The sequence below is a fragment of the Streptomyces recifensis genome (genome assembly GCF_002154615.1).
Taxonomy (GTDB): domain Bacteria; phylum Actinomycetota; class Actinomycetes; order Streptomycetales; family Streptomycetaceae; genus Streptomyces; species Streptomyces griseoluteus.
Genome location: NZ_MUNH01000155.1, coordinates 1 through 26,887, shown reverse-complemented (window position 1 = coordinate 26,887; position 26,887 = coordinate 1). Strand labels below are relative to the sequence as shown.

Sequence of the window (26,887 nt, the reverse complement as noted above, 5' to 3'; positions counted from 1 at the left end):
CTGCACCGGCGGCTGCGGGTAGCCGTCGCCCGGCTGGGGCGCCTGCGGGGGCCGGCCGTACGGTCCGGGGCTGCCGTAAGGGCCCGGCTGGGCCGGGGGCTGCTGGCCGTAGGGGCCGGGCTGACCAGCCTGACCGTAAGGACCCGGCTGCGGGGGCTGTCCGCCGTACGGGCCCGGCTGGTTGCTGCTCATGGCTGGGTTCCCCTCCAGATGTTCAGGTGTTGCCGCCATCCTTGCCCAGCGGCGGAGAACAGGTGGCACCGGGGGCCGCACCGTTACAGAACAAACGCGTTTCGGGAGCACCCCGTGGCACCTCTAAACTGACCCCCGTGACCGAGAACGCTCAGCAGCAGCCATCAGCGCCCGAGACCGAACTGCCGACCCAGTACGCGCCGGCCGACGTAGAGGGGCCGCTGTACGAGCGCTGGGTGGAGCGGGGCTACTTCGAGGCCGACGAGAAGAGTGACAAGCCGCCCTTCACCGTCGTCATCCCCCCGCCCAACGTCACCGGCAGCCTCCACCTGGGCCACGCCTTCGAGCACACGATCATCGACGCCCTGACCCGCCGCAAGCGCATGCAGGGCTACGAGACCCTGTGGCAGCCGGGCATGGACCACGCCGGCATCGCCACCCAGAACGTCGTCGAGCGCGAGCTGGGCAAGGAGGGCAAGTCCCGCCACGACCTCGGCCGTGAGGCGTTCGTCGAGCGCGTCTGGCAGTGGAAGAGCGAGTCCGGCGGCCAGATCTCCGGCCAGATGCGCCGCCTCGGCGACGGCGTCGCCTGGTCCCGTGAGCGCTTCACCATGGACGAGGGCCTCTCCAAGGCCGTCCAGACCATCTTCAAGCGCCTCTACGACGACGAGCTGATCTACCGCGCCGAGCGCATCATCAACTGGTGCCCGCGCTGTCTCACCGCGATCTCCGACATCGAGGTCGAGTACCAGGACGACGACGGCGAGCTCGTCTCCATGAAGTACGGCGAGGGCGACGAGACGATCGTCGTCGCCACCACCCGCGCCGAGACGATGCTCGGAGACACCGCGGTCGCCGTCCACCCCGAGGACGAGCGGTACAAGCACCTCATCGGCAAGCTGATCAGGCTCCCGCTGACCGATCGCTCCATCCCGGTCGTCGCGGACGAGCACGTCGACCCCGAGTTCGGCACCGGCGCCGTCAAGGTGACCCCGGCGCACGACCCGAACGACTTCGAGATCGGCCAGCGCCACGACCTGCCGTCCATCACCGTCATGGACGAGCACGCCGTCATCACCACCCCTGGCCCCTTCCAGGGCCTGGACCGCCTGGAGGCCCGCTCCGCCATCGTCGCCGCGCTGCGCGCCGAGGGCCGGATCGTCGCCGAGAAGCGGCCCTACGTCCACTCGGTGGGCCACTGCTCGCGCTGCAAGACCACCATCGAGCCGCGGCTGTCCATGCAGTGGTGGGTCAAGGTCGGCCCGCTCGCCAAGGCCGCCGGTGACGCGGTCCGCGACGGCAAGGTCAAGATCCACCCGCAGGAGATGGAGAAGCGGTACTTCGACTGGGTCGACAACCTGCACGACTGGTGCATCTCGCGCCAGCTCTGGTGGGGCCACCGCATCCCGGTCTGGTACGGCCCCGACGGCGAGGTCGTCTGCGTCGGCCCCGACGAGCAGCCGCCCGCCGGCGAGGGCTGGCACCAGGACACCGACGTCCTCGACACCTGGTTCTCCTCCGGCCTGTGGCCCTTCTCCACGCTGGGCTGGCCCGAGCAGACCGAGTCGCTCGCGAAGTTCTACCCGAACTCCGTCCTGGTCACCGGCTACGACATCCTCTTCTTCTGGGTCGCCCGGATGATGATGTTCGGCCTCTACGCGATGGACGGCACCCCGCCGTTCCACACCATCGCCCTGCACGGCATGGTCCGCGACCAGTTCGGCAAGAAGATGTCGAAGTCCTTCGGCAACGCGGTCAACCCGCTGGACTGGATGGACAAGTACGGCTCCGACGCCCTCCGCTTCACGCTCGCACGCGGCGCCAACCCCGGTGTCGACGTGCCGATCGGCGAGGACTGGGTCCAGGGCTCGCGGAACTTCGCCAACAAGATCTGGAACGCGACCCGGTTCGCGCTGATGAACGGCGCGACGATCGAGGGGCCGCTGCCGGACGCGTCCGCGATGTCCGCCACCGACCGGTGGATTCTGTCCCGCCTCAACTCGGTCGTGGCCGAGGTCGACGCGTACTACGAGGACTACCAGTTCGCCAAGCTGTCGGACGCCCTGTTCCACTTCGCGTGGGACGAGGTCTTCGACTGGTACGTCGAGCTGTCCAAGACGACCTTCCAGGCGGGCGGGGAGGCGGCCGAGGTCTCCAAGCGGGTGCTGGGCGAGGTCCTCGACGTCACGCTCAAGCTGCTGCACCCGGTGGTTCCGTTCGTCACGGAGACGCTGTGGACGACGCTGACGGGCGGGGAGTCGCTGGTCATCGCCGACTGGCCCGCCGACTCCGGCTTCCGGGACGCCTCGGCCGAGCGGGAGATCGAGTCCCTCCAGTCGGTCATCACCGAGGTCCGCCGCTTCCGCGCCGACCAGGGCCTCCAGCCGGGCCAGCGGGTGCCCGCGCGGCTCACGCTGACCGGTACGGCGCTCGCCCCGCACGAGGCGGCCATCCGCCAGCTCCTCCGCCTCCAGCCGGAGGGCGACTCCTTCACGGCCACGGCCACCCTCCCGGTCGCCGGCGCCGAGGTCGCCCTCGACCTCTCCGGCACGATCGACGTCGCGGCGGAGCGCAAGCGCCTCGCGAAGGACCTCGCGGCCGCGGAGAAGGAGAAGGCGGCCGCCACCGCCAAGCTCGGCAACGAGGCGTTCCTCGCCAAGGCCCCGGACGCGGTGGTCGACAAGATCCGCACCCGCCTGGCCAAGGCCGAGGAGGACATGCTCCGCCTGAGGTCCCAGCTGGACCGCTTGCCGCAGGCGTAAGCGAACGAGGCCCCCGGTGTCCGCTCGACGCCGGGGGCCTTCGCTTGCCCGCGGCGCCGCGGTGGTGCCGCTGCGCTGGGGGTACCTCCCAGGCCCTTGAGGCACTGGGGGAGGCACGACGAGGTGGGTGGCCGCCCCAGCGCGGCCGGCTGCAGCTCCCCAGGGGCGCGGGGAACTGCGCGACCGGCCACGGCGGGCCCGCAGCCGAACACGACAGCCGCACGCGCGAGCGATCCAGCAGGGCCCGGCTGCGGCTCCCCAGGGGCGCGGGGAACTGCGCGACAAGCCACGACGCAGCCGCGGCCGGACCACCACGCGCGAGAGACCACCCCCTCCGTAGACTGGGCGACGTGAGCGACTCGCCCGGTAACAACGACACGCCCGACCCCCTCGCCGACTTCGACGACATCATCGCCGAGGAGACCGACCGCGACCCCGACCTCGCCGTGATCGAGGCCGGCAGCCGCACCCTGCGCACCCAGGGCGGCCCGCCGGAGGCCGACGTTCCGGCCCGCCCCGAGGACCCCGAGGTGGACCGCGCCCTGCGCGAGGTGGAGACCGAGCTGGCCACCCGCTGGGGCGAGACCAAGCTGGAGCCGTCCGTCACCCGGATCGCCGCCCTGATGGACGTACTGGGCGACCCCCAGCGGACGTACCCCTCCATCCACATCACCGGCACCAACGGCAAGACCTCCACCGCCCGCATGGTCGAGGCCCTGCTCGGCGCCTTCGAACTGCGCACCGGCCGCTACACCAGCCCCCACGTGCAGTCGGTGACCGAGCGCATCAGCCTGGACGGCGCGCCGATCAGCGCCGAGCGCTTCATCGAGACGTACGACGACATCAAGCCGTACATCGAGATGGTCGACACCGCCCAGGAGCACCGCCTCTCCTTCTTCGAGGTGCTCACCGGCATGGCGTACGCCGCCTTCGCGGACGCGCCCGTGGACGTCGCCGTGGTCGAGGTCGGCATGGGCGGAAGCTGGGACGCGACCAACGTGATCGACGGGGACGTGGCCGTGGTCATGCCGATCTCGCTGGACCACACCGACCGCCTCGGCGGGACGCCCGAGCTGATCGCCACCGAGAAGGCCGGCATCATCAAGCCGGACTCGACCGTGATCATGGCCCAGCAGCCGGTCGACGCGGCGCAGGTGCTGCTGAAGAAGGCCGTCGAGGAGAACGCCACCGTGGCCCGCGAGGGCATGGAGTTCGGCGTGGTGGACCGCCAGGTCGCCGTCGGCGGCCAGCTGCTCACCCTGCGCGGACTGGGCGGCGAGTACCCCGAGGTCTACCTCCCGTTGCACGGCGCCCACCAGGCGCACAACGCGGCCGTCGCCCTCGCCGCCGTCGAGGCGTTCTTCGGCGTCGGTGCCGAGCGCGCCGAGCCGCTGGACATCGACACCGTGCGCAAGGCGTTCGCCGCCGTCTCCTCGCCGGGGCGGCTGGAGATCGTCCGGCGTTCCCCCACCGTCGTGCTGGACGCCGCGCACAACCCGGCCGGCGCGGAGGCGACCGCGGAGGCGGTGCGCGAGTCGTTCGACTTCAGCCGGCTGATCGGCGTGGTCGGCGCGAGCGCGGACAAGAACGTGCGCGGGCTGCTGGAGGCGTTCGAGCCGATCTTCGCGGAGGTCGTCGTCACGCAGAACTCCAGCCACCGCGCGATGGACGCGGACGAACTGGCCGGTATCGCCGTCGAGGTGTTCGGCGAGGACCGCGTGCAGGTCGAGCCCCGGCTGCCGGAGGCGCTGGAGGCCGCGATCACGCTGGCCGAGGAGGAGGGCGAGTTCACCGGCGGCGGCGTACTGGTCACCGGTTCGGTCATCACGGTGGGCGAGGCGCGCCTGCTGCTTCGGAAGGGCTGAGGTAAACCGCTCGTGCGTACGCTCTGTTCATCGACGCTGATCGGCGAGTTCTTCGTCATCGGGTTCGCCGGTCTGGTCGCCATGAAGGACCCCTCGCTGGCCGTGTCCACGGTGTGGTGGGTCTGCGGGGTCGCCATGGTGCTGTCCGTGCTGCTGTGCGGCATGGTGACCCGGCCGGGCGGCGTCGCCCTCGGCTGGGCCCTCCAGCTCGCCCTGATCGCCTCGGGCTTCTTCGTCCCGATGATGTACTTCATGGGCGCCGTCTTCGCGGCCCTGTGGTGGGCCTCGGTCCACTACGGCCGCAAGGTCGACGAGGCCAAGGCCCGCTTCGCGGCGGCCGCCGAGGCCGGCTCCTCCCCTACGGCTGACGCTGCGTGACGAGGGCGCGGACACGCCCTGTAACCTCGTGCCACCGCACGTCAGTCGTAAGGAGCCTCCCGTGACCCAGCGCACCCTCGTCCTGCTCAAGCCCGACGCCGTCCGGCGTGGCCTGATCGGCGAGATCATCGGCCGTATCGAGCGCAAGGCCGACTGGCGGATCGCGGCGCTGGAACTGCGCGAGCTGGACCGGGGCACGCTGGAGCAGCACTACGGCGAGCACGAGGGCAAGCCCTTCTACGAGCCGCTGGTGCAGTTCATGTCCTCCGGTCCCGTCGTCGCGATGATCGTCGAGGGGGAGCGGGTCATCGAGGGTGTGCGGCAGCTCGCCGGGCCGACGGACCCGATCGCGGCGGCTCCCGGTTCCATCCGGGGCGACTTCGGGGTCATCGTGCGCGAGAACCTGATCCACGCGTCGGACTCGGAGGAGTCCGCCGAGCGCGAGGTGAAGATTTTCTTTCCGGGCCGTGACTGACCGGTGCGGTGCGGGCCCGTCCGGGCCACGCCGTAAGGAGTTTTAGGGAATTTTTTCTGAGGGTCCGTCAGGCCCCCCGGATATCCCGCCGCCGGACGGCCGTACCATTTCGGCCGTCCCTCGGCATATGCGTTGCCGTTCGGGGGAACGCATGCCCCCGATGGACCGTCTCCACAAGCGAGGCGGCGCGCCATCTGCTGACAATGGGCGGAGACCCTCGCGCGGTGTTCGTGCAGGCGCGTCTACGATGGAAGCCTTCACGTCACCGCACCCACCTCGCCGACCTGAAAAGCCCTCAAAAGCTTCCAGGGAAGGCCCGTCGAATCCTGATGGGGAACTCAATGTCGTTCATCGGCCGTGACATGGCTGTCGACCTCGGGACCGCCAACACGCTGGTGTACGTCAGGGGTCGCGGGATCGTACTCAACGAGCCGTCCGTCGTGGCGATCAACACCAACACCGGTGGAATCCTCGCGGTCGGCGCCGAAGCGAAGAAGATGATCGGCCGCACACCGGGCAACATCGTGGCCGTGCGGCCGCTGAAGGACGGCGTGATCGCCGACTTCGAGATCACCGAGCGGATGCTCCGCTACTTCATCCTGAAGATCCACAAGCGGCGGTATCTGGCCCGGCCTCGGGTCGTCGTCTGCGTGCCCTCGGGCATCACGGGTGTCGAGCGGCGCGCCGTCATCGAAGCCTCCTCCCAGGCGGGCGCCCGCCAGGTGCACATCATCGAGGAGCCCATGGCCGCGGCCATCGGCTCCGGCCTGCCGGTCCACGAGGCCACGGGCAACATGGTGGTGGACATCGGCGGCGGCACCACGGAGGTCGCGGTCATCTCCCTCGGCGGCATCGTCACCGCCCAGTCCATCCGCGTCGCGGGTGACGAACTGGACAACGCGATCATCCAGTACATCAAGAAGGAGTACAGCCTCCTGCTGGGTGAGCGGACGGCCGAACAGATCAAGATCACGATCGGTTCGGCGTACGAACTCGACTCCGACGAGCACACCGAAGTCCGCGGCCGGGACCTGGTGTCCGGGCTGCCCAAGACCGTCGTCATCTCCGCGGCGGAGGTGCGCAAGGCGATCGAGGAACCGGTCAACGCGATCGTCGACGCCGTCAAGACGACCCTGGACAAGTGCCCGCCGGAGCTGTCCGGCGACATCATGGACCGGGGCATCGTGCTCACCGGCGGCGGCGCCCTGCTGCGCGGCCTCGACGAGCGGCTGCGCCGGGAGACCGGCATGCCTATCCACATCGCCGAGGACCCGCTCGACAGCGTCGCGCTCGGCTCCGGCAAGTGCGTCGAGGAGTTCGAGGCGCTGCAGCAGGTGCTCGACGCCCAGCCGCGCCGATGACATGACACTTCGATTCCGCCGTACGAGACGAGCTGCTCTCGTGCGGCGGATCGTTGATATAGAGGCATAAGCTCCCCAACGGACCCCCTTCGATTGGCGCATCGGCAACGGCGCTTTATCGGGGGTCCCCGAATTCCTATAGAGGAAGGGCACGGCCGCCGCACGTGAGGGACACGAAAGAGAGCCGGCTGCTCCTGGTCCTGCTGATCGCCATCGCGTTCGCACTGATCACGGTGGACATCCGCGGAGGCCGGAACTCCCCGGTCGACGGAGCCCGGCAGGCCGCGGCCGCGGCCTTCGGCCCGATCGAGAACGGAATGTCCACGGCGGTGGACCCGGTGGGCAACGCCGTCTCCGCCGTCCGGAACTCCGGAGACCGCCACGACCGCCTCGCGGTCATGGAGAAGGAGAACGCGGCGCTCAAGGCCAAGCTGGGCAGTGACGACCGCACCCGCAGCCGTCTGAACCAGCTCGACAAGATGCTGAAGGTCGCGGGCCAGGGCCAGTACGGCATCAAGGGCGCGCAGGTCATCGCCATAGGAGCGGCCCAGGGCTTCTCCTGGACCATCACCATCGACGCGGGCGCCAACGACGGCATCAAGCGGGACATGACCGTCCTCAACGGCGACGGCCTGGTCGGCCGCGTCACCACGGTCGGCCCCGACACCGCCACCGTGCTGCTCGCCAACGATCCCGACTTCACCGTCGGCACCCGGATGGAGGGCAACGACGAACTCGGCTTCGCCTCCGGCCAGGGCGACCGCCCGCTGCGCGTGGAACTCCTCAACGGCAAGGCGGAGGTGAAGAAGGGCGACCGGCTCGTCACCTTCGGCTCCCAGGCCGACAAGCCGTTCGTGCCCGGTGTCCCGGTCGGTGTGGTCTCCCGTGTCGACCCCTCCGGCGGCGGACTGACCCGCACGCTCTACGTCACCCCGTACGTCGGCTTCAGCAAGCTCGACATCGTCGGCGTGGTCGTGGCGGGACCGAAGAAGGACCCGCGCGACGAGGTCCTCCCGGCCAAGCCCAAGCCGGTCCCGACGCCCACGGTGACCGTCACGGTCACCCCCTCGGCGGACGGCTCCGCGCCGGACGACACCAACACCGACGGCCAGCAGCAGTAGGAGCTGAACCCCATGCGCCTCAACCGCGTCCTGCTCTCCACCGTGCTGGTGGTCGTCGCCCTGGTGATCCAGGTGAGTGTCCTGGCCCGCCTCCACCTGCCCGGTGCCGTGCCCGACCTGCTCCTGCTGACCGTCCTCGGCCTCGCCCTGGTGTACGGCCATGTCGGCGGCGCCCTGGTCGGCTTCGGCGCGGGACTCCTCGCGGACCTCGCCCCGCCGGCCGACCACGCGGCCGGCCGGTACGCCCTGGTGCTGTGCGTCATCGGCTACTTCGCCGGGCTGGTCAAGCCCGAGACCGGCCGGCTGAAGTCGGCGACCGGCCCGATGGCCGTCGTGGTCGCCGCCGCGATCGGCTCCACCCTGCTCTACGCGGGCGTCGGCGCCCTGGTCGGCGACACCGCCGCCCGCCATGTCGGCCTACCCGGCCTGCTGTTCTCGGCCGCGCTGTACGACCTGCTGCTGGCCCCCTTCGTGGTGCCCGGCGTGATGTGGCTGGCCCGCCGCGCGGACAACGACCCGCTGGCCGAGTCCGGCCCCGCCGCCAAGGCCGGGAACATCTCCTCCGGTTGGCTCTCCTCCGGCACCGGCCTGCGCATCGGCTCCCAGCGGGGCTTCGGCGCGCTGAAGGCCAGGGCCCGCACCCGCTCCGCCCGCGTCGGCCGGATCAAGGGGGTCAAGCGGCTGTGACAGCCCGCGAGTTCACCCGAACGGGGAGGAACCGGCGGAACCGGGCCGGTTCGGCCGCACGTTCATCATCCGTACGCGCCTGCCAGTGCCGCGCTGAGAGGGGGAGTCAGCAGCAGTGACCGCCCACCCGTCGCCCGCCACCACCCTTCCAATGAATGGGCTGCGCCCATGACCAACATTCCCGAGACCGGGCGGACCCCACGGGTCCAGATCCGGCTGGTCGTCATCCAGATCCTCGTGCTCTCCCTGCTCGGCACCCTCGGCGGCCGGCTGTGGTACCTCCAGATCCGCGAGGGCGCCGCGTACCAGAAGGAGGCGTCCGGCAACCACGTCCAGCAGGTCGTGGACCCCGCCGTGCGCGGTGACATCCTGGACGCGCGCGGAGTCCCGCTCGCGGACAACGAGACGCGGCTCGTCGTCTCCGCCTCCCGCACCGACCTGCTCAAGCAGAAGGACGACGGCAAGGGCGTGCTGGCCAAGCTCGCCGCCGTCCTCGGCCTGAAGCCGGAGGAGGTGCAGCAGAAGGTCCGGCTGTGCGACGCCAAGACCCCGCAGCCCTGCTGGAACGGCTCGCCGTACCAGCCGATTCCGATCACCGACGAGGCCACGCCCAAGCAGGCCCTCCAGATCCGGGAGCGTGCCGAGGACTTCCCCGGCATCACCGCCGAGCCCGAGGCGGTCCGCCGGTACGGCGCGCCGGGCAAGGCCAACACCTCCCAGGTCCTCGGGTATCTCTCCCCGGTCACCGACGAGGAGATCCAGAAGGCCAAGGACACCGACTCGCCCTACCTGCGCTCCGACATGGTCGGCCGCTCCGGCCTGGAGCGGCAGTACGACAAGGAACTGCGCGGCAAGGCCGGCGTCACGCGGTACGAGGTGGACAACCTGGGCCGGGTCATCGGCAAGGCCAAGGCCGACCCGGCGGAGTCCGGCTCCAACCTGGTCACCAGCATCGACTCCCGTATCCAGCGGGTCACCGAGTTCGAGCTGGACAAGGCGATGAAGGTCGCCCGTCAGCAGTTCGACAAGATCACCGGCACGAACTACAAGGCGGACTCCGGTGCCGCCGTGGTGATGGAGGCCAAGACCGGCCGCATCGTCGCCATGGCCTCGGCCCCCGACTACGACCCGAACGTCTGGGTCGGCGGCATCTCCGCCAAGGACTACCAGGCCCTCACCGGCAAGAACTCCGACTACCCGCTGCTGAACCGGGCTATCCAGGGCCAGGCCGCACCGGGCTCGACCTTCAAGGTGGTCTCCACGGCCGCCGCGGTCGAGGCGGGGTACGACTTCAACGGCCGCTACCCCTGCACGAGTTCGTACTCGGTGGGCGGCCAGGTCTTCAAGAACTTCGAGGGCGAGAGCTTCGGTCCGATCCCGCTGGGCCGGGCGCTCGAGGTCTCCTGCGACACCGTCTTCTACTACCTCTCCGACCAGCAGTGGAAGAAGGACGGCGGCATCAACCCGAAGAAGGGCCAGCCCAAGGACTTCTTCTACAAGGCCGCCCACCAGTTCGGCCTCGGCAAGGAGACCGGCGTCGACCTGCCCAACGAGGTCACCGGCCGCGTCCCGGACCGCCAGTGGAAGCTGGACTACTGGAAGGCCAACAAGGACGCCTGGTGCAAGTACGGCAAGAAGGACGGGTCGTACGTCGAGAAGATCGCCTACGAGAACTGCCTCGAGGGCAACAAGATGCGTGAGGGCGACTCGATCAACTACTCCATCGGCCAGGGCGACACCCTCGTCACGCCGATCCAGGAGGCGGTGATCTACGGCGCCGTGGCCAACGGCGGCACGATGTACCACCCGAGCATCGGCAAGGCGGTCATCAGCGCGGACGGCAAGTCGGTGCGCGAGCTGAAGCCGAGGCCCTCGGGCAGGCTGCCGGTCAGCAAGGCCACCCTCAAGGGCATGGACGAAGCCTTCGCGGGCGTCATCACCCGAGGCACCGCCGCGTGGAAGTTCGGCGGCTGGCCGCAGGACAAGATCCCGCTGCACGGCAAGACCGGTACGGCGGAGGTCTACGGCAAGCAGACCACCTCCTGGCTGGCGACCTACTCCAAGGACTACACGGTGATCATGACGATCGCCCAGGCCGGTACGGGTTCCGGAGCCTCCGGTGAGGCCGTGCGCAACATCTACAGCGCGCTGTACGGCGTCCAGGGCGACGGCTCGATCGACAACAAGAAGGCGATGCTGCCGGAGCCGCAGAAGACCCTCCCGAAGGTCCGTCCCGACGGCACGGTCGCCGCGCCCAGGATCAGCACCGACCCGGCCAAGGACGTGGAGGCCGCGCAGAAGAACAACACCAGCAACGGCGAGGACCAGCCCCCCGCCACCTCGCCGTCGCCGAACACCAACAGCAACACCCGCAGGCGGCCCCGCCGGAGGGGAAGCCGGAGGACGCGCACATGACCGGCAACACCTTCTCCGTGTCCGGGTACGGCCCGAAGCGGGCCGGCTGGACCAGGATCTTCGCCCGTGACTCGGTGGCCCGCAGGCTGGACTGGCCGATACTGCTGGCGGCGCTCGCGCTGTCGATGATCGGCTCCCTGCTGGTGTTCTCGGCGACCCGCAACCGCACCGAGATCAACCAGGGCGACCCGTACTACTTCCTGATCCGGCACTTCATGAACACCGGCATCGGGCTCGCCCTGATGATCGGCACCCTGTGGCTGGGCCACCGCGGCCTGCGCAACGCGGTGCCGATCCTCTACGGCCTCTCGGTGGCCGGCATCCTCGCGGTGCTCACCCCGCTGGGCTCGACCGTCAACGGCGCCCACTCCTGGATCGTCTTCGGCGGCGGCTTCTCGATCCAGCCCTCGGAGTTCGTGAAGATCACGATCATCCTGGGCATGGCCATGCTGCTGTCCGCGCGGGTCGACGCGGGTGACAAGGCGTACCCGGACCACCGCACGGTGCTCCAGGCGCTCGGGCTGGCGGCGGTGCCGATCCTCATCGTGCTGCTCATGCCCGACCTGGGGTCGGTCATGGTGATGGTGATCATCATCCTGGGCGTGCTGCTCGCCTCCGGCGCCTCGAACCGATGGGTGTTCGGCCTCATCTCGGCCGGCGCCATCGGTGCCATCGCGGTGTGGCAGCTCCACATCCTGGACGACTACCAGATCAACCGGTTCGCGGCCTTCGCCAACCCGGAACTGGACCCGGCGGGCGTCGGCTACAACACCAACCAGGCCCGTATCGCCATCGGCTCCGGCGGGCTGACCGGTTCCGGTCTGTTCCACGGCTCGCAGACCACGGGCCAGTTCGTGCCGGAGCAGCAGACCGACTTCGTCTTCACCGTCGCGGGCGAGGAACTCGGCTTCCTCGGGGCCGGACTGATAATCCTTCTCCTCGGCGTCATCCTGTGGCGCGCCTGCCGCATCGCCCGCGACTCGACCGAGCTGTACGGCACGGTCGTGGCCGCCGGCATCGTCGCCTGGTTCGCCTTCCAGGCGTTCGAGAACGTCGGCATGACGCTCGGCATCATGCCGGTCACCGGCCTGCCGTTGCCCTTCGTCTCCTACGGCGGCTCCTCGATGTTCGCGGTGTGGATCGCGGTGGGGCTGCTGCAGTCGATCAGAGTGCAGCGGCCCATGTCGGCGTGAGCCTTCGGCGGCTCGGCCATCGGGCCCGGTCGGGTTTCCCTTCAGGGGAGACCCGACCGGGCCCGAGGCGTTTCCGGGAGCGTGTGCGGCCGCGGGCGGCGACGGTCCGCCGGGTCGGACCCGCGGCCCCGGCCGTTCCCGGGGGCTGGTTGAGATCGCGTAGCCGTTCTAGATTCGGTTCATGGCGGACGTGAAGCGGGAGATCGAGCGGAAGTACGAGGTGGCGGGCGACAGGCCGCTGCCCGAGCTGGCCGGGGCCGGGGCGGTGGCGGACGTCGTGGACAGAGGCGTGGTCGAGCTGGACGCCGTCTACTACGACACCGCCGACGAGCGGCTGGGTGCCGCCTCGCTCACGCTGCGCCGCCGTACCGGAGGCGCGGACGCCGGGTGGCATCTGAAGTTCCCCGTCGCTCCCGGTGTCCGGGACGAGATCCGGGCCCCGCTCTCGGACACCGTGCCCGAGGAGATCGCCGCGCTGGTGCGCTCACGGGTCCGGGGTGCCGAACTGGTCCCCGTGGTCCGGCTGCGTTCCGCCCGCGACGTACGGCACCTGGTCGGCGCGGACGGGACCCTGCTGGCCGAGGCGAGCGTGGACACCGTCGACGCCGAGCGGCTCAACCGCGCGGGCGGCACCGCACAGTGGACCGAGATCGAGGTGGAGCTGGCCGACGGCGCCGACCCCGCCGTGCTGGACGCCGTCGAGGAGCGGCTCGCGGAGGCGGGGGTGCGGCCGTCGAAGGCGTCGTCCAAGGTGGCCGAGGCGCTGCGCCGTACCGGCGGTTCCCGTGCCCGGCCGGCCGGGCGGGCGGCGGAGCCGGTGACGGCGGGGGACCACGTCCTCGCGTACCTCCGGGAGCAGCGCGAGGCGATCCTCGCCCGCGACCCCGGTGTCCGCCGGGACCTGCCGGACTCCGTGCACCAGATGCGGGTCGCCACGCGCCGGCTCCGCTCCGCCTTCCGCAGCTTCGGCTCCGTGCTGGACCGGGACGCCACCGCCCCGATCGGCGCCGAGCTGAAGTGGCTGGCCCGCGAACTCGGGGCGGACCGGGACCAGGAGGTGCTGGCGGAACGGCTGTCGGACGCCCTGGACGCGCTCCCGCCCGGCGAGGTCACCGGTCCGGTCCGCGAGCGCCTCGGCTCCTGGGCGGCCGTCAGGCACGGCAGTACCCGCGGCCGGCTGCTCGGGGTGCTGGACTCCGCCCGCTATCTCGCCCTGCTGGACAGCCTCGACATCCTGCTCGCGGACCCTCCGCTGCGGAAGAAGGCGGCGCGCAAGCCGGGCAAGGTGCTCGGCCGCGCGCTGAAGAAGGAGGGCGACAAGCTGGCCCGGCTGGTGACGGCCGCGCTGGACCTGCCGCCCGGCGAGGACCGCGACCACGCCCTGCACCAGGCCCGTAAGCGGGCCAAGCGCGCCCGGTACGCCGCCGAGGCGGCCGTCCCCGCGCTCGGCGGCTCCGCCCGCGCCCTGGCCCGCGCGGCGAAGAAGCTGACCAGCCTGCTCGGCGAGCACCAGGACAGCGTGCTGGCCCGGCAGACCCTGCGCGAGCTGGCGGCGGTGGCGCACGCGGCGGGGGAGAGCGCGTTCACGTACGGGGTGCTGTACGAGCGGGAGGAGCGGGCGGCCCGGCGTACGGAGGAGAAGCTGCCCGGTACGTGGGCGAAGGCCCGCTCCGCGTTCCCGCACTGAGCTCGGCGTACGGGAGAGGCGTCCGAACGGGTTAGGCTTGATGGTCACCCTTCCAGCCTCCGGCCGGGAGATGCCCCTTAGCCAGCTCACGAAGGTAATGCCGCGATGTCTGTCGAGTCGGTCTTCCCGCAGCTCGAAGCCTTGCTCCCGCATGTGCAGAAGCCGATCCAGTACGTCGGCGGAGAACTGAACTCCACGGTCAAGCCCTGGGACGAGGCCGAGGTCCGCTGGGCCCTGATGTACCCGGACGCGTACGAGGTCGGTCTGCCCAACCAGGGCGTCATGATCCTCTACGAGGTGCTCAACGAGCAGCAGGGCGTCCTGGCCGAGCGCACGTACAGCGTGTGGCCGGACCTGGAGGCGCTGATGCGGGAGCACGGCGTCCCGCAGTTCACGGTCGACAGTCACCGTCCGGTGAAGGCGTTCGACGTGTTCGGCCTGAGCTTCTCCACCGAGCTGGGCTACACCAACATGCTCACGGCGCTGGACCTGGCGGGTATTCCGCTTCAGTCGCGGGACCGTACGGTCGACGACCCGATCGTGCTGGCCGGCGGGCACGCGGCGTTCAACCCGGAGCCGATCGCGGACTTCATCGACGCGGCGATCATCGGTGACGGCGAGCAGGCCGTGCTGGACATGACGGAGATCATCCGCCGCTGGAAGGCGGAGGGCCGGCCCGGTGGCCGCGAGGAGGTGCTGCTCCGGCTGGCGAAGACGGGCGCGGTGTACATCCCGGCGTTCTACGACGTGGAGTACCTGCCCGACGGCCGGATCGGCCGTGTGGTCCCCAACCGTTCCGGTGTCCCGTGGCGTGTCTCCAAGCACACGGTGATGGACCTGGACGAGTGGCCGTACCCGAAGCAGCCGCTGGTGCCGCTGGCGGAGACGGTGCACGAGCGGATGTCGGTGGAGATCTTCCGCGGCTGCACGCGCGGCTGCCGGTTCTGCCAGGCGGGCATGATCACCCGCCCGGTGCGCGAGCGCTCGATCACCGGTATCGGTGACATGGTCGAGAAGGGGCTCAACGCGACCGGCTTCGAGGAGGTCGGCCTGCTGTCGCTGTCCTCCGCGGACCACTCCGAGATCGGTGAGATCGCCAAGGGCCTGGCGGACCGGTACACGGACGACAAGATCGGCCTCTCGCTGCCGTCCACCCGTGTCGACGCGTTCAACGTCGACCTGGCCAACGAGCTGACCCGCAACGGCCGCCGGTCCGGTCTCACCTTCGCCCCCGAGGGCGGCTCCGAGCGCATGCGCAAGGTCATCAACAAGATGGTCTCGGAGGAGGACCTGATCCGTACGGTCGCCACCGCGTACGGCAACGGCTGGCGGCAGGTGAAGCTGTACTTCATGTGCGGTCTGCCGACCGAGACGGACGACGACGTCCTCCAGATCGCCGACATGGCGACCCACGTGATCCAGAAGGGCCGCGAGGTCTCCGGCTCGGGCGACATCCGCTGCACGGTCTCCATCGGCGGGTTCGTGCCCAAGCCGCACACCCCGTTCCAGTGGGCGCCGCAGCTCTCCGCCGAGGAGACCGACGCGCGCCTGCAGAAGCTCCGCGACAAGATCCGGGGCGACAAGAAGTACGGCCGCTCCATCGGCTTCCGCTACCACGACGGCAAGCCCGGCATCGTCGAGGGCCTGCTCTCGCGCGGCGACCGGCGCGTCGGCGCGGTCATCCGCGCGGTCTACGAGGACGGCGGCCGCTTCGACGGCTGGCGCGAGCACTTCTCCTACGACCGCTGGATGGGCTGCGCGGACAAGGCGCTGGCCGAGTTCGGCGTCGACGTCGACTGGTACACCACCCGCGAGCGCTCCTACGAGGAAGTTCTCCCGTGGGACCACCTCGACTCCGGCCTCGACAAGGACTGGCTCTGGGAGGACTGGCAGGACGCCCTCGACGAGACCGAGGTCGAGGACTGCCGCTGGACCCCGTGCTTCGACTGCGGTGTCTGCCCGCAGATGGACACCCACATCCAGATCGGCCCGACCGGCAAGAAGCTGCTGCCTCTGACGGTCAAGAACGCGGGTCCGACGCCGGCGTCGAGCGGTCACTCGCACTGACGTGACCGAGGCACTCGATCGGGTGATGGAGGCGCTGGCGGGAGCTGGTGAGGACGAGGTGGCGGTGGCGTCGGCTGCGGTGGGCGTTTCGGTCCCTCGCCCGTCGGCGCCGTCGGCGCTTTGGCCGTTGCCGGGCCCTGGAAGTACCCGTCCCTAGTTTCCGAGGTGGAGTGGGGCTGAGGGACCTGCCAGGCCTGGCATGACTGCCCGGCCCCCAGCCCCCTTTCCTGCTGGGAGGGGAGAGACCACCCATCCGGCCGGGTGGTCTCTCCCCTCCCAGGGCCTGTCCGACGGGTCACGTCGCAGACCCCGCACCTGACAGCACTGTCACCCGAATGGCCCAACATGACGTGCCACCCACATGGGTGAAGATCAGGCTGACTAGTGCCCCATCCGAGGCAATCCGTGAAAGGGAAACCACATGCGCATTCGACGAATCCTCGCCGCCGTCATCGCCACGGCAGCCCTCGCCGGACTCGGCCTCACAGGCGCCGCCACCGCCACCGCCAGCAGCGTCAGCAGCGTCACCCCGGGTGAGTGCACGGACGGCGGCGGAAGGATCGATCGGTCGACACCCGTGCTCCCGACCTGCAGGGGCGGTAAGTACGACGGGCAGACAGTCGACTAAACCCCACTAGGGCCTGTTGCGCCATTGAGCGCCCTTCCGCGGCCCGAGGACGGCCCGGGAGGGCGCTCGTGCATGCGTGTTCGTCAGCAGCCGCCGCAGAAGCGGTCCCACACGCCTCTGACAGGTCCTGGAAGATGGCTGGGGATCTACTCGGAAGTGGCGTGGATCCAAGCCTCCGCGGCCCCGCGCACAGTCTTCGTGGCGACCATGAGCGCCCCTTCACTTTGGAGGGGCGCAGTCGTGTCATGAACCGCCGGAACAGCGGGTGCAAGTTGCCTTTGGCAAGTTGATGTCCGTACCAGCGATTGCTGGATAAAGTCGTTTGGTTACTACTGGTTGTGGGGGCAACCAGAGCCTGGTCGGCTGTGCCGACGTCCTGGGGAGGGCCTGTAGCGCATGAGTCGTCGCTCTGCTGGTTTTGTCGGTGCCTGGGCAGAAATGCAGCGTCAGCACCAGCGTCAAGTGGAAGCCGAGACCCGACGGCGCCGGGAAGAGGAACGGCAGGCGCGGGTCTGTCAACGACTTGCCACGCAGGAGTACCGGCAGTACCGGCAGGCAGAGGCGAGGCGACGTACGGAGGAGCTGGACGCGCAGGTCGCAGCCTTGCAGGCGCTGCTCGCCGCGGCTTGCCAGGCGCCGGCCTTCAGGGCGTCGTCCCTGATGCGCGCGGAGGAGATCCCGCCGTTCGACCCTGGTCAGCTCGCGTGGCCTGTGCGCATGCCGGATCCGGGCCAGTACCAGGCGCAAGGAGGTTGGACCGCAAACCGTCGTGCACAGGCTCAGGCCGAGGCGCGGGCCCGTTTCGAACGGGACTGGCACGCCGCGCAAGCTGTCGAAGCGCAGCGACAGCAGCAGCTGGCGGCCCTCCAGCGGGACTACGAGCAGAGGACTGAGGCTCAGCGGGCGGAGGTCCGTCGGCACAACGCCGGCATCGTCGAGGTGACCGAGGGTGTCAGGCGGGGAGACCCAGACTCCGTGATCGAGTACTTCTCAGCGGCTCTCTACTCGTCGACTGCCTGGCCGGAAGGGTTTCCTCGGCAGGTTGCGGCAGCCTTCGACTCAGCGGCGCGGCAGCTTGTTCTGGACTGGGAGCTGCCCGGGTACGGCGTCGTCCCCGAGGCGAAATCCGTGAGATACGTGCCCGGCCAGGACGAGGACAAGGAAACCGCACGTCCTGCTACCCAGCGCCGTGGGCTGTACCGAGAGGTGCTGGCGCAGAGCCTGCTGCTGGTCCTGCATCAGCTCTTCGCGGCGGACGAGTACGGCATCCTCGACTCGGTGGCCCTGAACGGCTTCGTGGACGCCCACGATCCGGCGACGGGCAGGCGAACGCACATCTACCTTGCGACCGTCATGGCCCAGCGAGCGGCGTTCACCGGCCTGCACCTGGAACAGGTGGACGCGGTCAGCTGTCTGACCGACGCGTTGAGGGGCCAGCTCGCGTCCCGTCCTGATCAGCTCACATCCGTGCGCCCGGGACGGAGGCCGCAGGACGTCGGGAACCATGTCGTCACTCACGGCGGTGCTGAGGAGCCGGATCTGTATGACATGGATCCGATCGAGTTCGAGTCGCTCGTTGCCGACCTGTTCCGTGCCATGGGTATGCAAGCTGTGACGACCCAGCGCTCGAATGACGGTGGCGTGGATGTGGACGCGCTGGACCCGACGCCCATCCGGGGTGGCAAGATCGTCGTACAGGTGAAGCGCTACCGCAGCACGGTGCCGCCCACCGCTGTGCGTGACCTGTACGGGACGGTCCAGGACGTCGGTGCCAACAAGGGAGTGCTGGTGACCACGGCGGGTTTCGGCCCCGGCTCACATGCATTCGCTCGGGGCAAGCCCTTGGAGCTCATCTCGGGCGGTGAACTGGTCGACCTACTGCATCGGCACGGGCTTCGTGGGCGCCTGGGGGAGGGTGGACGACCGACTCCAGCGCAGCCGTCGCCCTCCAGTCCTGCAACGGCGCCCGACGACCACAACGTGTTGGGCATGACGTGGTCCGGCAGTGTCGCGCTGGACGTATGCGCTCTTGTCTGCCGTGGCAACCGAGTCCTGAGCGAAGACCACTTCGTCTTCTTCAACAACCGGCGGACTCCGGACGGTTCGGTCCGGGCAGTGCCGGCTGCGGCGCCGGACAAGGCGGCGCTCCGTGTCTCCTTCGATGCGCTGCCGGATGCGGCTGACCGGTTCGTGCTTGTGGCGGCCGTAGATCCGGAGGTGAACCCGGAAGCCGACCTGTCCGGATTCACCGATGCATGTATCCGATTGCTCGACCCGGCAATGACCGAGCTCGGCCGGCTTGAGGTCTCCGACGGCCGCTCCGGCGAGACCGCACTGGTGCTGGGATCCTTCCGGCGCAGGTCCAGTGGCGACTGGGACTTCGTGCTGGGAGGGAAGGGGTACACAGGGGGATTGGAGCAGCTCGTCCAGGAGTACGGCGTCGAAGTCGAGTGACGACAGGAGGCTCTTGCAAGAAGCTGCTGCCTCTGGCGGTCGAGAACGCGGGTGCGACGCCCGCTTCGAGTGGTCACGCGCACTGACGTGAGCGGGGCGCTCGGCGCTGCGGCTGGTGCCGACGGGAACTGTCGGGAATAGCCTGGGAAAAGGGACTTCGGGGCGGGACGGGCCCGCCTGAGGTGTCCGATACGTCGAGGGGGGTGCGCAACAGGGAGGAAGCATGCCCTGGAATCTGAGCGGCACGTACCTGGAGAGCTGCAACTGTGACGTGGTGTGCCCCTGCACCACCTCGGGCCTCACCGCGCCGGCCGACCACGAGCGCTGCCAGGTGACCTTCGCGTTCCACGTGGACAGCGGGACCGTGGACGGCGTGGACGTCTCCGACCGCAGTGTCGCCGTCTTCATCGACGCACCCCGGGTGATGGCCGAGGGAGGCTGGCAGGTCGCGCTCTACGTCGATGCCTCTGCCGACGAGAGTCAGGCGGAGGCGCTGGCCAAGGTCTTCTCCGGCCAGGCCGGCGGCCCGATGGCGGCGCTCACGCCCCTCATCGGCGAGGTCCTCGGAGTGGAGCGCGTCCCCATCGACTACCGCGACGACGGCCGCCGCCATGCCGCGCGGGTGGATGACGCCATCGACATCGAGATCGAGGACCAGGTGGCCCCGCAGTTCGGCGAGGACGGTCCGGTGATGGGCCTGACCGGCGTGTTCCATCCCGTGAACAGCACGCTGACGATCGCCCGGTCCACCCGGGCGACGGGCGACGGCGTGTACGGCCGGTCCTGGGACTTCACCGGCGGCAACGGACACTCGGCGCCCTTCACGTGGTCCGTATGACCGATGGGCCGGTCACCGGCCGCCGGAGGGTGAGCCCTGCCGGGCTTCTGCTGGTGGCCGCGGCCGTCGCCTGGATCTGGGTGGTGGCGCGCTGGGGAGGTACGCGGGCGACGACCGCCACCATGGGGCTGGGACTGCCCGCTTTCCTGGGCGTGTGGACGCTGATGATGGCCGCGATGATGCTGCCGTCCACGGCGCCCGTCGCCGCGTTGTACGCACGCACCATCACCGTGCACCGGTCGAGGCGCATGGTCGCCTTCACCGTCGCCTACCTGCTCGTCTGGGCCTTGGCCGGGCTGCCCGCGTACGCGCTGGTCGCGGGCCTGGGCCGGGCGGCGACCGCGGCAGGGACGGCGGTGGCCGCGGCGGTGTTCGCGGTCTGTGGCGTCTACCAGTTCACGCCGCTCAAAGACCGTTGCCTGGCGAGGTGCCGCTCGCCGATCGGGCTGATGCTTCGCTACGCCTCGTACCAGGGACACTCTCGCGATCTGCGTGCCGGAGCCCACCACGGCGCCTTCTGCCTGGGCTGCTGCTGGTCGCTCATGATGCTGTTGGCGGCATTCGGGCTGATGAACCTGTGGGCCATGGTGGTACTGGCTGCCGTGATCACCGCCGAGAAGCTCGCTCCGGCCGGCCGCCTGGTGGCCCGCGCCGTGGGTACCGTCTCGATCGCTCTGGCGGTGGCCGTCTTCTGGGTGCCGACGCTGGCTCCGGGTCTCTCCGGTGGCGGTATGGCCGGTATGTGAGGGACGGTATTGATCTTCCGGGTGCGCAAGTCCCGCACCTATGTCTTATATGAACGCGAAGGGCGCGGATCGGAAGCCGGCGTCCTGGTCCGTGAGGGCCCGGGTGTGCGGGTGTCGCTCGGCCGGCTGGGCGTGACGGAAGAGGGTGCCGAAGTGGTGGAAGCGGCTTCGCCGGACTCCGAGGGCAAGGAGGACGCCGCCGCCCTCGGGGGCTATCAGCAGGAGCTGAAGCGGACGCTCGGCTCCTTCCAGGTGTTCGCGATCTCGTTCGCGTTCATCTCGGTGGCGGTCGGTATCTTCTCGACGTACGACGACGTGCTGCAGAACGCGGGGCCGGTGGGGATCTGGCTGTGGGTCGTCGCGACGGTGGGTCAGGTGCTGGTCGCCCTGGTCGTGGCGCAGCTCGCCGGGCGTATCCCGCTCAGCGGCTCGTCGTACCAGTGGGCCTCACGGCTGGCCGACCCGAAGGTCGGCTGGGGGTTCGGCTGGCTGAGCTTCTGCTACCTGGCCATCGCGGTGGTGGCGGTGGACAACGCCCTCGCGAGTCAGGCGTTCATGCCTCTCGCGGGGATCAGGCCGGACGAGGACACGGCGCGGGTGATCACCCTGGTGATTCTGCTGGTTCAGGCCGTGGTCGTGGTCGCTTCCACGCGCCTCGTCAGCCTGATCAACACCGCCGCGGTGGGGCTGGAGCTGGCCTTGGTCGTGGTGGTGGCGCTCCTCCTCGCCATCGTGGTGGCGGTCACCGGTCGTGGCGCGGCCGGCAACCTGGTCTCGCGTGGCGTCACCGAGCACGCCCCGCACTACTTCGACGTCGGCGGCGGGTTGATGATCGCGATGATCATGGGGCTCGCCACGCTGGTCGGCTTCGATTCCGCGGCGAACCTGGCCGAGGAGGCCAAGGACCCCTTCCGCAGCGTCCCGCGCGCGATCGTGGGGTCCGTCCTGGCCGCCGGTGTGCTGGGCATCGTCTTCCTGATCTGCCTCACCGTGGCGATCGAGGACATCCCCCGGGTCACCGCGAGCGAGTCGCCCGTCGCGGCGATCATGCGGGAGCGGCTGGGGCCCCCGATGGAAAGAGTGCTCCTGGCGGCCGTGGCGATCGCGTTCTTCGGCGCCGGGACGGTGGTGATGACGGCGTGCTCCCGGATGGTCTTCGCCATGTCGCGCGACGGGCGTTTCCCCGCCCACCGGCTCATGCGTCGGGTCAGCCCTCGCACGCAGACGCCGGTCCCCGCGACGGTGCTGATCCTCGTCGTGGGCCTGGTTCTGATGATCGCGCTGCCGGGCGCCGCGCTGCTGAAGCTGATCACGGCGTCCACGATCCTTCCGGCGATCATCTACGGGGCGACGATCGTCCTGTATCTGGCGGTGCGCCGCCGTCTGGACCGCAGGAAGGGCGCGTTCGACCTCGGTCGGTTCGAGTTGCCGGTCGCGGTCTGCGCGCTGTTGTGGACGCTGGTGTCCCTGTTCGTGCTGGTGTCGCCGGCTGAGGCGCTCGTTCCCGTGCTGATCGTGGTGGGCCTGCTCGTCGTGGGTGGGCTGTTCTTCGTCGGCCTGCTGCTGTTCAATCGCCCGGCGCTGGAGACCGAGCCGGGCGATGTCAGTGTCTTCGAGCACTGACGTCGCCCCCGTCGCCCGATCGTGGTCGGTCAGCGGAAGGCGGGCGGGATGCTCTGCTCGTACTGGAACACGTTCCGGGGGTCGTACTTAGCCTTGATCTTGCGCAGCCGGTCGACGTTGTCCCCCCAGTAGGCGGTCTCCCAGTTCATCCCGACGTTGGGAACGTTGGCGTAGGCACCGTTCACGTAGGGCCGCAGTGCCTGGCCGAACTCGGCGATCCAGGCCTGGGCCCGCGGAGTCAGCTCGTCGCCGCTGCCCGGTACTCCGCGTCTTCCCCAGCCGGCACCGGGCTCGGAGTAGAAGAGCGCGTCACGGTGGGGGAACGACGTGCCGCCGCGGGGGCTGTCCCTGACCGCCCCGCCGAACGCCTGGGTGAAGAAGTTGCTGTCATCCGTGGGTGCGTCACGCATGAACGAGGCGATCACGTTGATCGCCGTCCTCGGGAACGGCAAGCTGGTGAACTGCGAGCAGAACTTCCAGTTCGCGGGCTCGTCCTCGGCCGGGATCTGGAACGCCGCGTACACGTCGCCCCAGTTGCCGACCTGCACCGTGAGGGTGGGGTCACCGACCGACAGGACCGGAGCCAGCATCTTCCTCGTCTCCGCCGGTGTTCCTTCCGCGAGGACCGCGAACATCAGGATCCGGTTCCTGCGGATTTCGAGCTGGGCGCCGAGGCGGTCGTCGGCGACCGGCGCCGTGCGCTGCCACGCCTCGAAGACTTCCGACAGGTCCCCGATGCCGTCCCACGCCGCTTGGAGGTAGGTGACGCGCTCCAGCGGAGTCGGCTCGTACGTCAGGGACGTGACGATCCCGAAGTTGCCGTTGCCTGCCCCACGCAGGGCCCAGAGCAGGTCCGAGTGGTTCTCCAGGTCGGTGTTGATCACCTTGGCGCGGTCCGGGCCTTCCGGGACGACGATCTCGGCGCCGATCAGGCTGTCACAGGCCATGCCGAGGTAGCGGGTGAGGAAGCCGAAGCCGCCCCCCAGCGTCGCGCCGGACAGGCCGACGCTTCCCTCGGTTCCGGTCGTCACTGCGAGGTTCTGCTCCGCGAGGGCGGTCACCGCTTCCAGCTGGCTGAGCCCGGCGCCGACCGTCGCCGTGCGAGCGGTGGTGTCGACATGAACCGACTTCAGTTCGCTGACATCGATCACGATGCCGTTGTCCACGTTCGACCAGCCCTCAAGGCTGTGGCCGCCGCTCCGCACCCGCAGCGCGACGTCATGCTGTCGTGCCCAGGTGAGGGCGTCGACCACGTCCTGAGTCCTCTGGGCGTAGACGATGACCAAGGGATGGCGGACGAACAACTCGTCCCAGCCCCGACTGGCCTCGGCGTAGTCGGGGTCGTCGGGACGCACGATGCGTCCGGTCAGCCTTGCCCGCGGGCACGTCATGCTCTCGGTCCCTTCGGTCACGGCACTGAGGCGGTCTGTGTCCTCTCGACCATCAGCCCACGCGATGTGTCCCCTTCATGGATGATTTTCGCGAAGCGGACAGTAGCGAGGGCAACCACGGCAGCCACTACCGACACGCGGGCCACCATGGCCCGGCCGAGGCCGGCAGAACACGACGAAGGGCCCACCGGATCATCCGGTGGGCCCTTCGTCGTGGCTGGGCCGGCGTCAGACCGCCGGGGCGTACTTCGGGTTGGGGCCGTACTCGTTGGCCTCCGGCTTGCCCTCCGAGGCGAGGAAGACGAGCAGGATGATGAAGCCGACCAGCGGGATCAGCGAGATCAGGACCCACCAGCCGGAGCGGCCGGTGTCGTGCAGGCGGCGGACCGCGACGGCGAGGCCCGGGATCAGGACGGCGAGGCCGTAGACGAGCTGGAGGACCTGGGTGTCCAGGGCCGCGTCCACGATCGCCAGCACGATGGTGATGATCAGGTTGAACAGGAAGAACATCCAGTATTCCTGCCGCCGCGCGCGACCGCTGAACACCGCGTACTTCTTGAGCACGTCCACGTACCAGTGCATTTGTCGTCCCCCCAGGGAAGTGCGTGATTGGTCTCCCATGGAAGCAGCAGCCCTGGCCGGAATCCATAGCGTTGGCGTGATCAGATCAAGGCGTTACGTGGCCGCAGCCGTTCGGTGATCAAACCCGCTCCTCACACCGTGCCGGCGGTCGCCAGCCGGGCGTCCAGCCAGTCGAAGACCCGTTCCTCGAACAGCGCCCGCCCCAGCGGCTCGCAGTGCAGATGCGCCCCCTCCTCCTCGGTGAAGCGCACCAGTTCCTTGGGGCCGGGCAGCGCGTCGTACAACTGCTCCGACGCGCCGGGCCAGAAGTGCTCGCCCTCCGGGTCGGTGATCAGCAGCGGCGTGGTGATGTGGTCCACGACGCGGGTGAGGTCGTGCCGGGACACCTCGGTCAGCAGGTCGTACCGCGAGACCTCGCACAGCAGGTCGTAGGGCCTCTCCACCCCGTACGGCTTGGCCCGCCAGCGCCACGTCGCGGCCAGCGCCGGATTGTGTTCCAGCGCCTCCTCGATGATCGCGTCGAAGGCGTCCCGGTTCCCGGACTCCCACAGCGTGCGCAGGTCCGGACCGAGGTGCTGCCACCAGCTCTCCGCGACCCGCACCACCCCCGGATCGGCGACCCCCGCCGCGAGCCGGTGCTCGAAGGCCAGCGCGCGCGGCACCCAGTACCCGGCCTGGCTGATGCCGGCGAGCGCGATACGCCGCGGGTCGACGTCGGGGCGGCCGAGGAGGAAGTCCACGACCGGGGTGATGACGTTCTCCCAGTCCGGCCGGAAGGTGACCCCCCGCTCGAAGAGCATCGACTGCTGGCCGGGCCCGTCGAAGAGCAGGACGCGGTACCCCCGCTCCACCGCCGGGGCGCCGAGCAGCGTCCAGGTCGAGCTGAGCGGCCCGTCGCTGCCGTTGTTGGCGATCAGCGTCGGCAGCGGCTCGTCCGTGCCGGGCGGGCTGACCAGATAGCCGGGGAGCGTCGTGCCCTCGTACGGGATCGACACCGGCTCGGCGGGCGGGTCCAGGGCCAGCAGGAACCGGTCGAGGCAGGCCCGGTGCTCGGTGAACGCCTCCGCCGCCCGCTTCTCCGCGTCCGGCACCGCGTCCACACCCACCATCGCGGTGCCCAGATAGCCGGCCGCGCGCAGCCATCCCTCGCGGGCACTCACCAGGTGACCGGTCGCCGCGCATTCCTCCGCCTCCACCCGTACGCGGCGACCCAGATCGAGCCAGGCGTCGAACCACACCTGCCCGTCACCGCCCGCCACCGACGCGGCGGTGCTGAGCACTTCGCCCGCGTCGGCTCCCTGCCGCCACACCGAACCGAGGGCGAGCAGGATCTCGAAGTTGAACTGGTCGTTCTCGCTGAAGCGATACGTCATGACGGCTCCCGGACAGGCCGAGCGAACCCCTTGCTGGTCCGGACCGCACCTCCCACGGTAGGTGCCCGCCCGCCACCGCGCACCACGGGCGGGCGGCGTGCGGCCGGCACCGCGCGGCGTGACGATGGGAGGGGGCGGCCCGCGGCTTCCCACGACGGCACACCATCAGGAGAGGACGTCCTCATGGTTGAGCAGGCGACCACGGAACAGACCACCCCCAGCAAGAAGCCGCTCGGCACCGCGAGCGTGTTCCTCTCCTTCGCCCCCTGGATCATCTTCGGCGTGGTCGCCAGCCCCAGCACCTGGGAGTACGCGGCCCTCGCCGCCCTGGTCGCGGCCCTGGTGCTGTCCGCCCAGGACCTCCTGCAGGGCAGGATCCGCATCCTGGACGCGGCCGGCATCGTGTTCTTCGCGGTCCTCTCCGTCCTCGCCCTCGCCCTGAACCGGGCGGACCTGCTCTGGCTGGAGACCTACGCCCAGGTCATCTCCAACGGCCTGGTCGCCGTCATCGCCTTCGCGTCGCTGCTCCACGACCCCTTCACCGCCCAGTACGCCCGCGAGTCGACCCCGCGCCAGTACTGGAACTCGCCGGTCTTCCGGCACATCAACCGGGTGCTCACCACGTACTGGGGCGTCACCTTCGCCGTCATGACGGCCTCCACCTGGCTGGCCATCCACTTCCCCGGCCAGGACGACTGGTTCAACTGGGTCATCCCCGTCGTCCTGCTGGTGATCGCGGTGAAGTTCACCCAGCGCTATCCGGAGACGTACAAGTCCCGTGCGGTTCCCGCGGGCTGAAAAGGCATCCAAAAGCGGGTCAGTGGCGTCCATGAGGGTATGGACCTCGACAAGCCGCCCGCGCCGCAGCCCCCGGAGGGCTGCCTCGTCGTCGCCCTCCGGCTGCCCGTCCGGATCGTCGTGCTGGTGCTCGTGGTGCCGGTACGGCTCGCGTGGGACGCGCTGGTCGCGGCCGGAAGGTTCCTGCACGCCACCGTGCTGCGGCCCTTCGGCCGTGCGCTGCACTGGGCAGGCCGGGCCCTGTTCGTCTG

The 26,887-nt window shown here is 69.7% G+C and carries 20 protein-coding genes and 1 pseudogene; 17 read left to right on the top strand and 4 right to left on the bottom strand.

What is annotated here, in order from left to right; genetic code table 11:
• On the bottom strand, positions 1-192 hold a 192-nt coding region (locus tag CCN33_RS10045; protein WP_208621700.1), incomplete at its 3' end, for a hypothetical protein.
• A 137-nt stretch (positions 193-329) separates the two neighbouring features.
• On the opposite strand from CCN33_RS10045, the gene CCN33_RS10040 reads away from it, so the two are divergent.
• From CCN33_RS10040 to CCN33_RS09965, 15 genes are all read left to right on the top strand, one after another.
• Positions 330-2,954, top strand: coding sequence for a valine--tRNA ligase (locus tag CCN33_RS10040; protein WP_086693300.1), 2,625 nt, complete (start codon positions 330-332; stop codon positions 2,952-2,954).
• A 350-nt stretch (positions 2,955-3,304) separates the two neighbouring features.
• On the top strand, positions 3,305-4,819 hold the full coding sequence (folC, locus tag CCN33_RS10035) for a bifunctional tetrahydrofolate synthase/dihydrofolate synthase (protein WP_086693299.1): 1,515 nt from the start codon (positions 3,305-3,307) through the stop codon (positions 4,817-4,819).
• 12 nt (positions 4,820-4,831) lie between these two features.
• The gene (locus CCN33_RS10030; protein WP_031182277.1) at positions 4,832-5,197 is read left to right on the top strand and encodes a DUF4233 domain-containing protein; all 366 of its coding nucleotides are present in this window, start codon (positions 4,832-4,834) and stop codon (positions 5,195-5,197) included.
• 61 nt (positions 5,198-5,258) lie between these two features.
• Complete coding sequence (gene ndk / locus CCN33_RS10025) at positions 5,259-5,672, top strand: nucleoside-diphosphate kinase (RefSeq protein WP_030814145.1); 414 nt, start codon at positions 5,259-5,261, stop codon at positions 5,670-5,672.
• Between the two features lie 341 nt (positions 5,673-6,013).
• Positions 6,014-7,033 carry a rod shape-determining protein gene (locus tag CCN33_RS10020; RefSeq protein ID WP_086693298.1) on the top strand — a complete coding sequence of 340 codons (1,020 nt, stop codon included), beginning with the start codon at positions 6,014-6,016 and terminating at the stop codon, positions 7,031-7,033.
• 164 nt (positions 7,034-7,197) lie between these two features.
• Positions 7,198-8,154, top strand: a complete 957-nt coding sequence (mreC, locus tag CCN33_RS10015; RefSeq protein ID WP_086693297.1) for a rod shape-determining protein MreC — start codon at positions 7,198-7,200, stop codon at positions 8,152-8,154.
• Between the two features lie 12 nt (positions 8,155-8,166).
• Complete coding sequence (gene mreD / locus CCN33_RS10010; protein WP_031182274.1) at positions 8,167-8,841, top strand: rod shape-determining protein MreD; 675 nt, start codon at positions 8,167-8,169, stop codon at positions 8,839-8,841.
• 168 nt (positions 8,842-9,009) lie between these two features.
• Entirely contained in the window at positions 9,010-11,256 is a 2,247-nt protein-coding gene (gene mrdA, locus CCN33_RS10005; protein WP_086693296.1) for a penicillin-binding protein 2, read from the top strand.
• Positions 11,253-12,449: a rod shape-determining protein RodA gene (gene rodA, locus CCN33_RS10000; RefSeq protein ID WP_086693295.1), complete on the top strand. Its 1,197-nt coding sequence runs from the start codon at positions 11,253-11,255 to the stop codon at positions 12,447-12,449. The genes mrdA and rodA overlap by 4 nt, the downstream gene beginning before the upstream one ends.
• Before the next feature lie 181 nt (positions 12,450-12,630).
• Positions 12,631-14,136: a CYTH and CHAD domain-containing protein gene (locus CCN33_RS09995; protein WP_086693294.1), complete on the top strand. Its 1,506-nt coding sequence runs from the start codon at positions 12,631-12,633 to the stop codon at positions 14,134-14,136.
• Between the two features lie 105 nt (positions 14,137-14,241).
• Positions 14,242-16,203, top strand: coding sequence for a TIGR03960 family B12-binding radical SAM protein (locus CCN33_RS09990; protein WP_086693293.1), 1,962 nt, complete (start codon positions 14,242-14,244; stop codon positions 16,201-16,203).
• A gap of 1,024 nt (positions 16,204-17,227) precedes the next feature.
• On the top strand, positions 17,228-19,285 hold the full coding sequence (locus tag CCN33_RS09980; RefSeq protein ID WP_208621699.1) for a restriction endonuclease: 2,058 nt from the start codon (positions 17,228-17,230) through the stop codon (positions 19,283-19,285).
• A gap of 223 nt (positions 19,286-19,508) precedes the next feature.
• A complete protein-coding gene (locus tag CCN33_RS09975) occupies positions 19,509-20,123 on the top strand; it encodes a DUF1326 domain-containing protein (RefSeq protein WP_086693290.1) in 615 nt (204 codons plus the stop codon).
• Entirely contained in the window at positions 20,120-20,869 is a 750-nt protein-coding gene (locus CCN33_RS09970) for a DUF2182 domain-containing protein (RefSeq protein WP_086693289.1), read from the top strand. Before CCN33_RS09975 ends, CCN33_RS09970 begins: the two co-directional genes overlap by 4 nt.
• A 153-nt stretch (positions 20,870-21,022) precedes the next feature.
• Positions 21,023-22,492: an APC family permease gene (locus CCN33_RS09965; protein WP_086693302.1), complete on the top strand. Its 1,470-nt coding sequence runs from the start codon at positions 21,023-21,025 to the stop codon at positions 22,490-22,492.
• Between the two features lie 29 nt (positions 22,493-22,521).
• Here CCN33_RS09965 and CCN33_RS09960 read toward each other — a convergent pair whose 3' ends face one another.
• From CCN33_RS09960 to CCN33_RS09950, 3 genes are all read right to left on the bottom strand, one after another.
• On the bottom strand, positions 22,522-23,883 hold the full coding sequence (locus CCN33_RS09960) for an FAD-binding oxidoreductase (RefSeq protein ID WP_086693301.1): 1,362 nt from the start codon (positions 23,881-23,883) through the stop codon (positions 22,522-22,524).
• Between the two features lie 228 nt (positions 23,884-24,111).
• On the bottom strand, positions 24,112-24,465 hold the full coding sequence (locus CCN33_RS09955; protein WP_086693288.1) for a DUF805 domain-containing protein: 354 nt from the start codon (positions 24,463-24,465) through the stop codon (positions 24,112-24,114).
• Between the two features lie 131 nt (positions 24,466-24,596).
• On the bottom strand, positions 24,597-25,838 hold the full coding sequence (locus CCN33_RS09950; RefSeq protein ID WP_086693287.1) for an alpha/beta hydrolase family protein: 1,242 nt from the start codon (positions 25,836-25,838) through the stop codon (positions 24,597-24,599).
• A 183-nt stretch (positions 25,839-26,021) separates the two neighbouring features.
• Here CCN33_RS09950 and CCN33_RS09945 point away from each other — a divergent pair, with 183 nt between their 5' ends.
• A complete protein-coding gene (locus tag CCN33_RS09945; RefSeq protein WP_086693286.1) occupies positions 26,022-26,636 on the top strand; it encodes a hypothetical protein in 615 nt (204 codons plus the stop codon).
• 39 nt (positions 26,637-26,675) lie between these two features.
• Positions 26,676-26,887 (top strand): annotated as a pseudogene (locus tag CCN33_RS09940) (hypothetical protein); the annotation flags it as partial.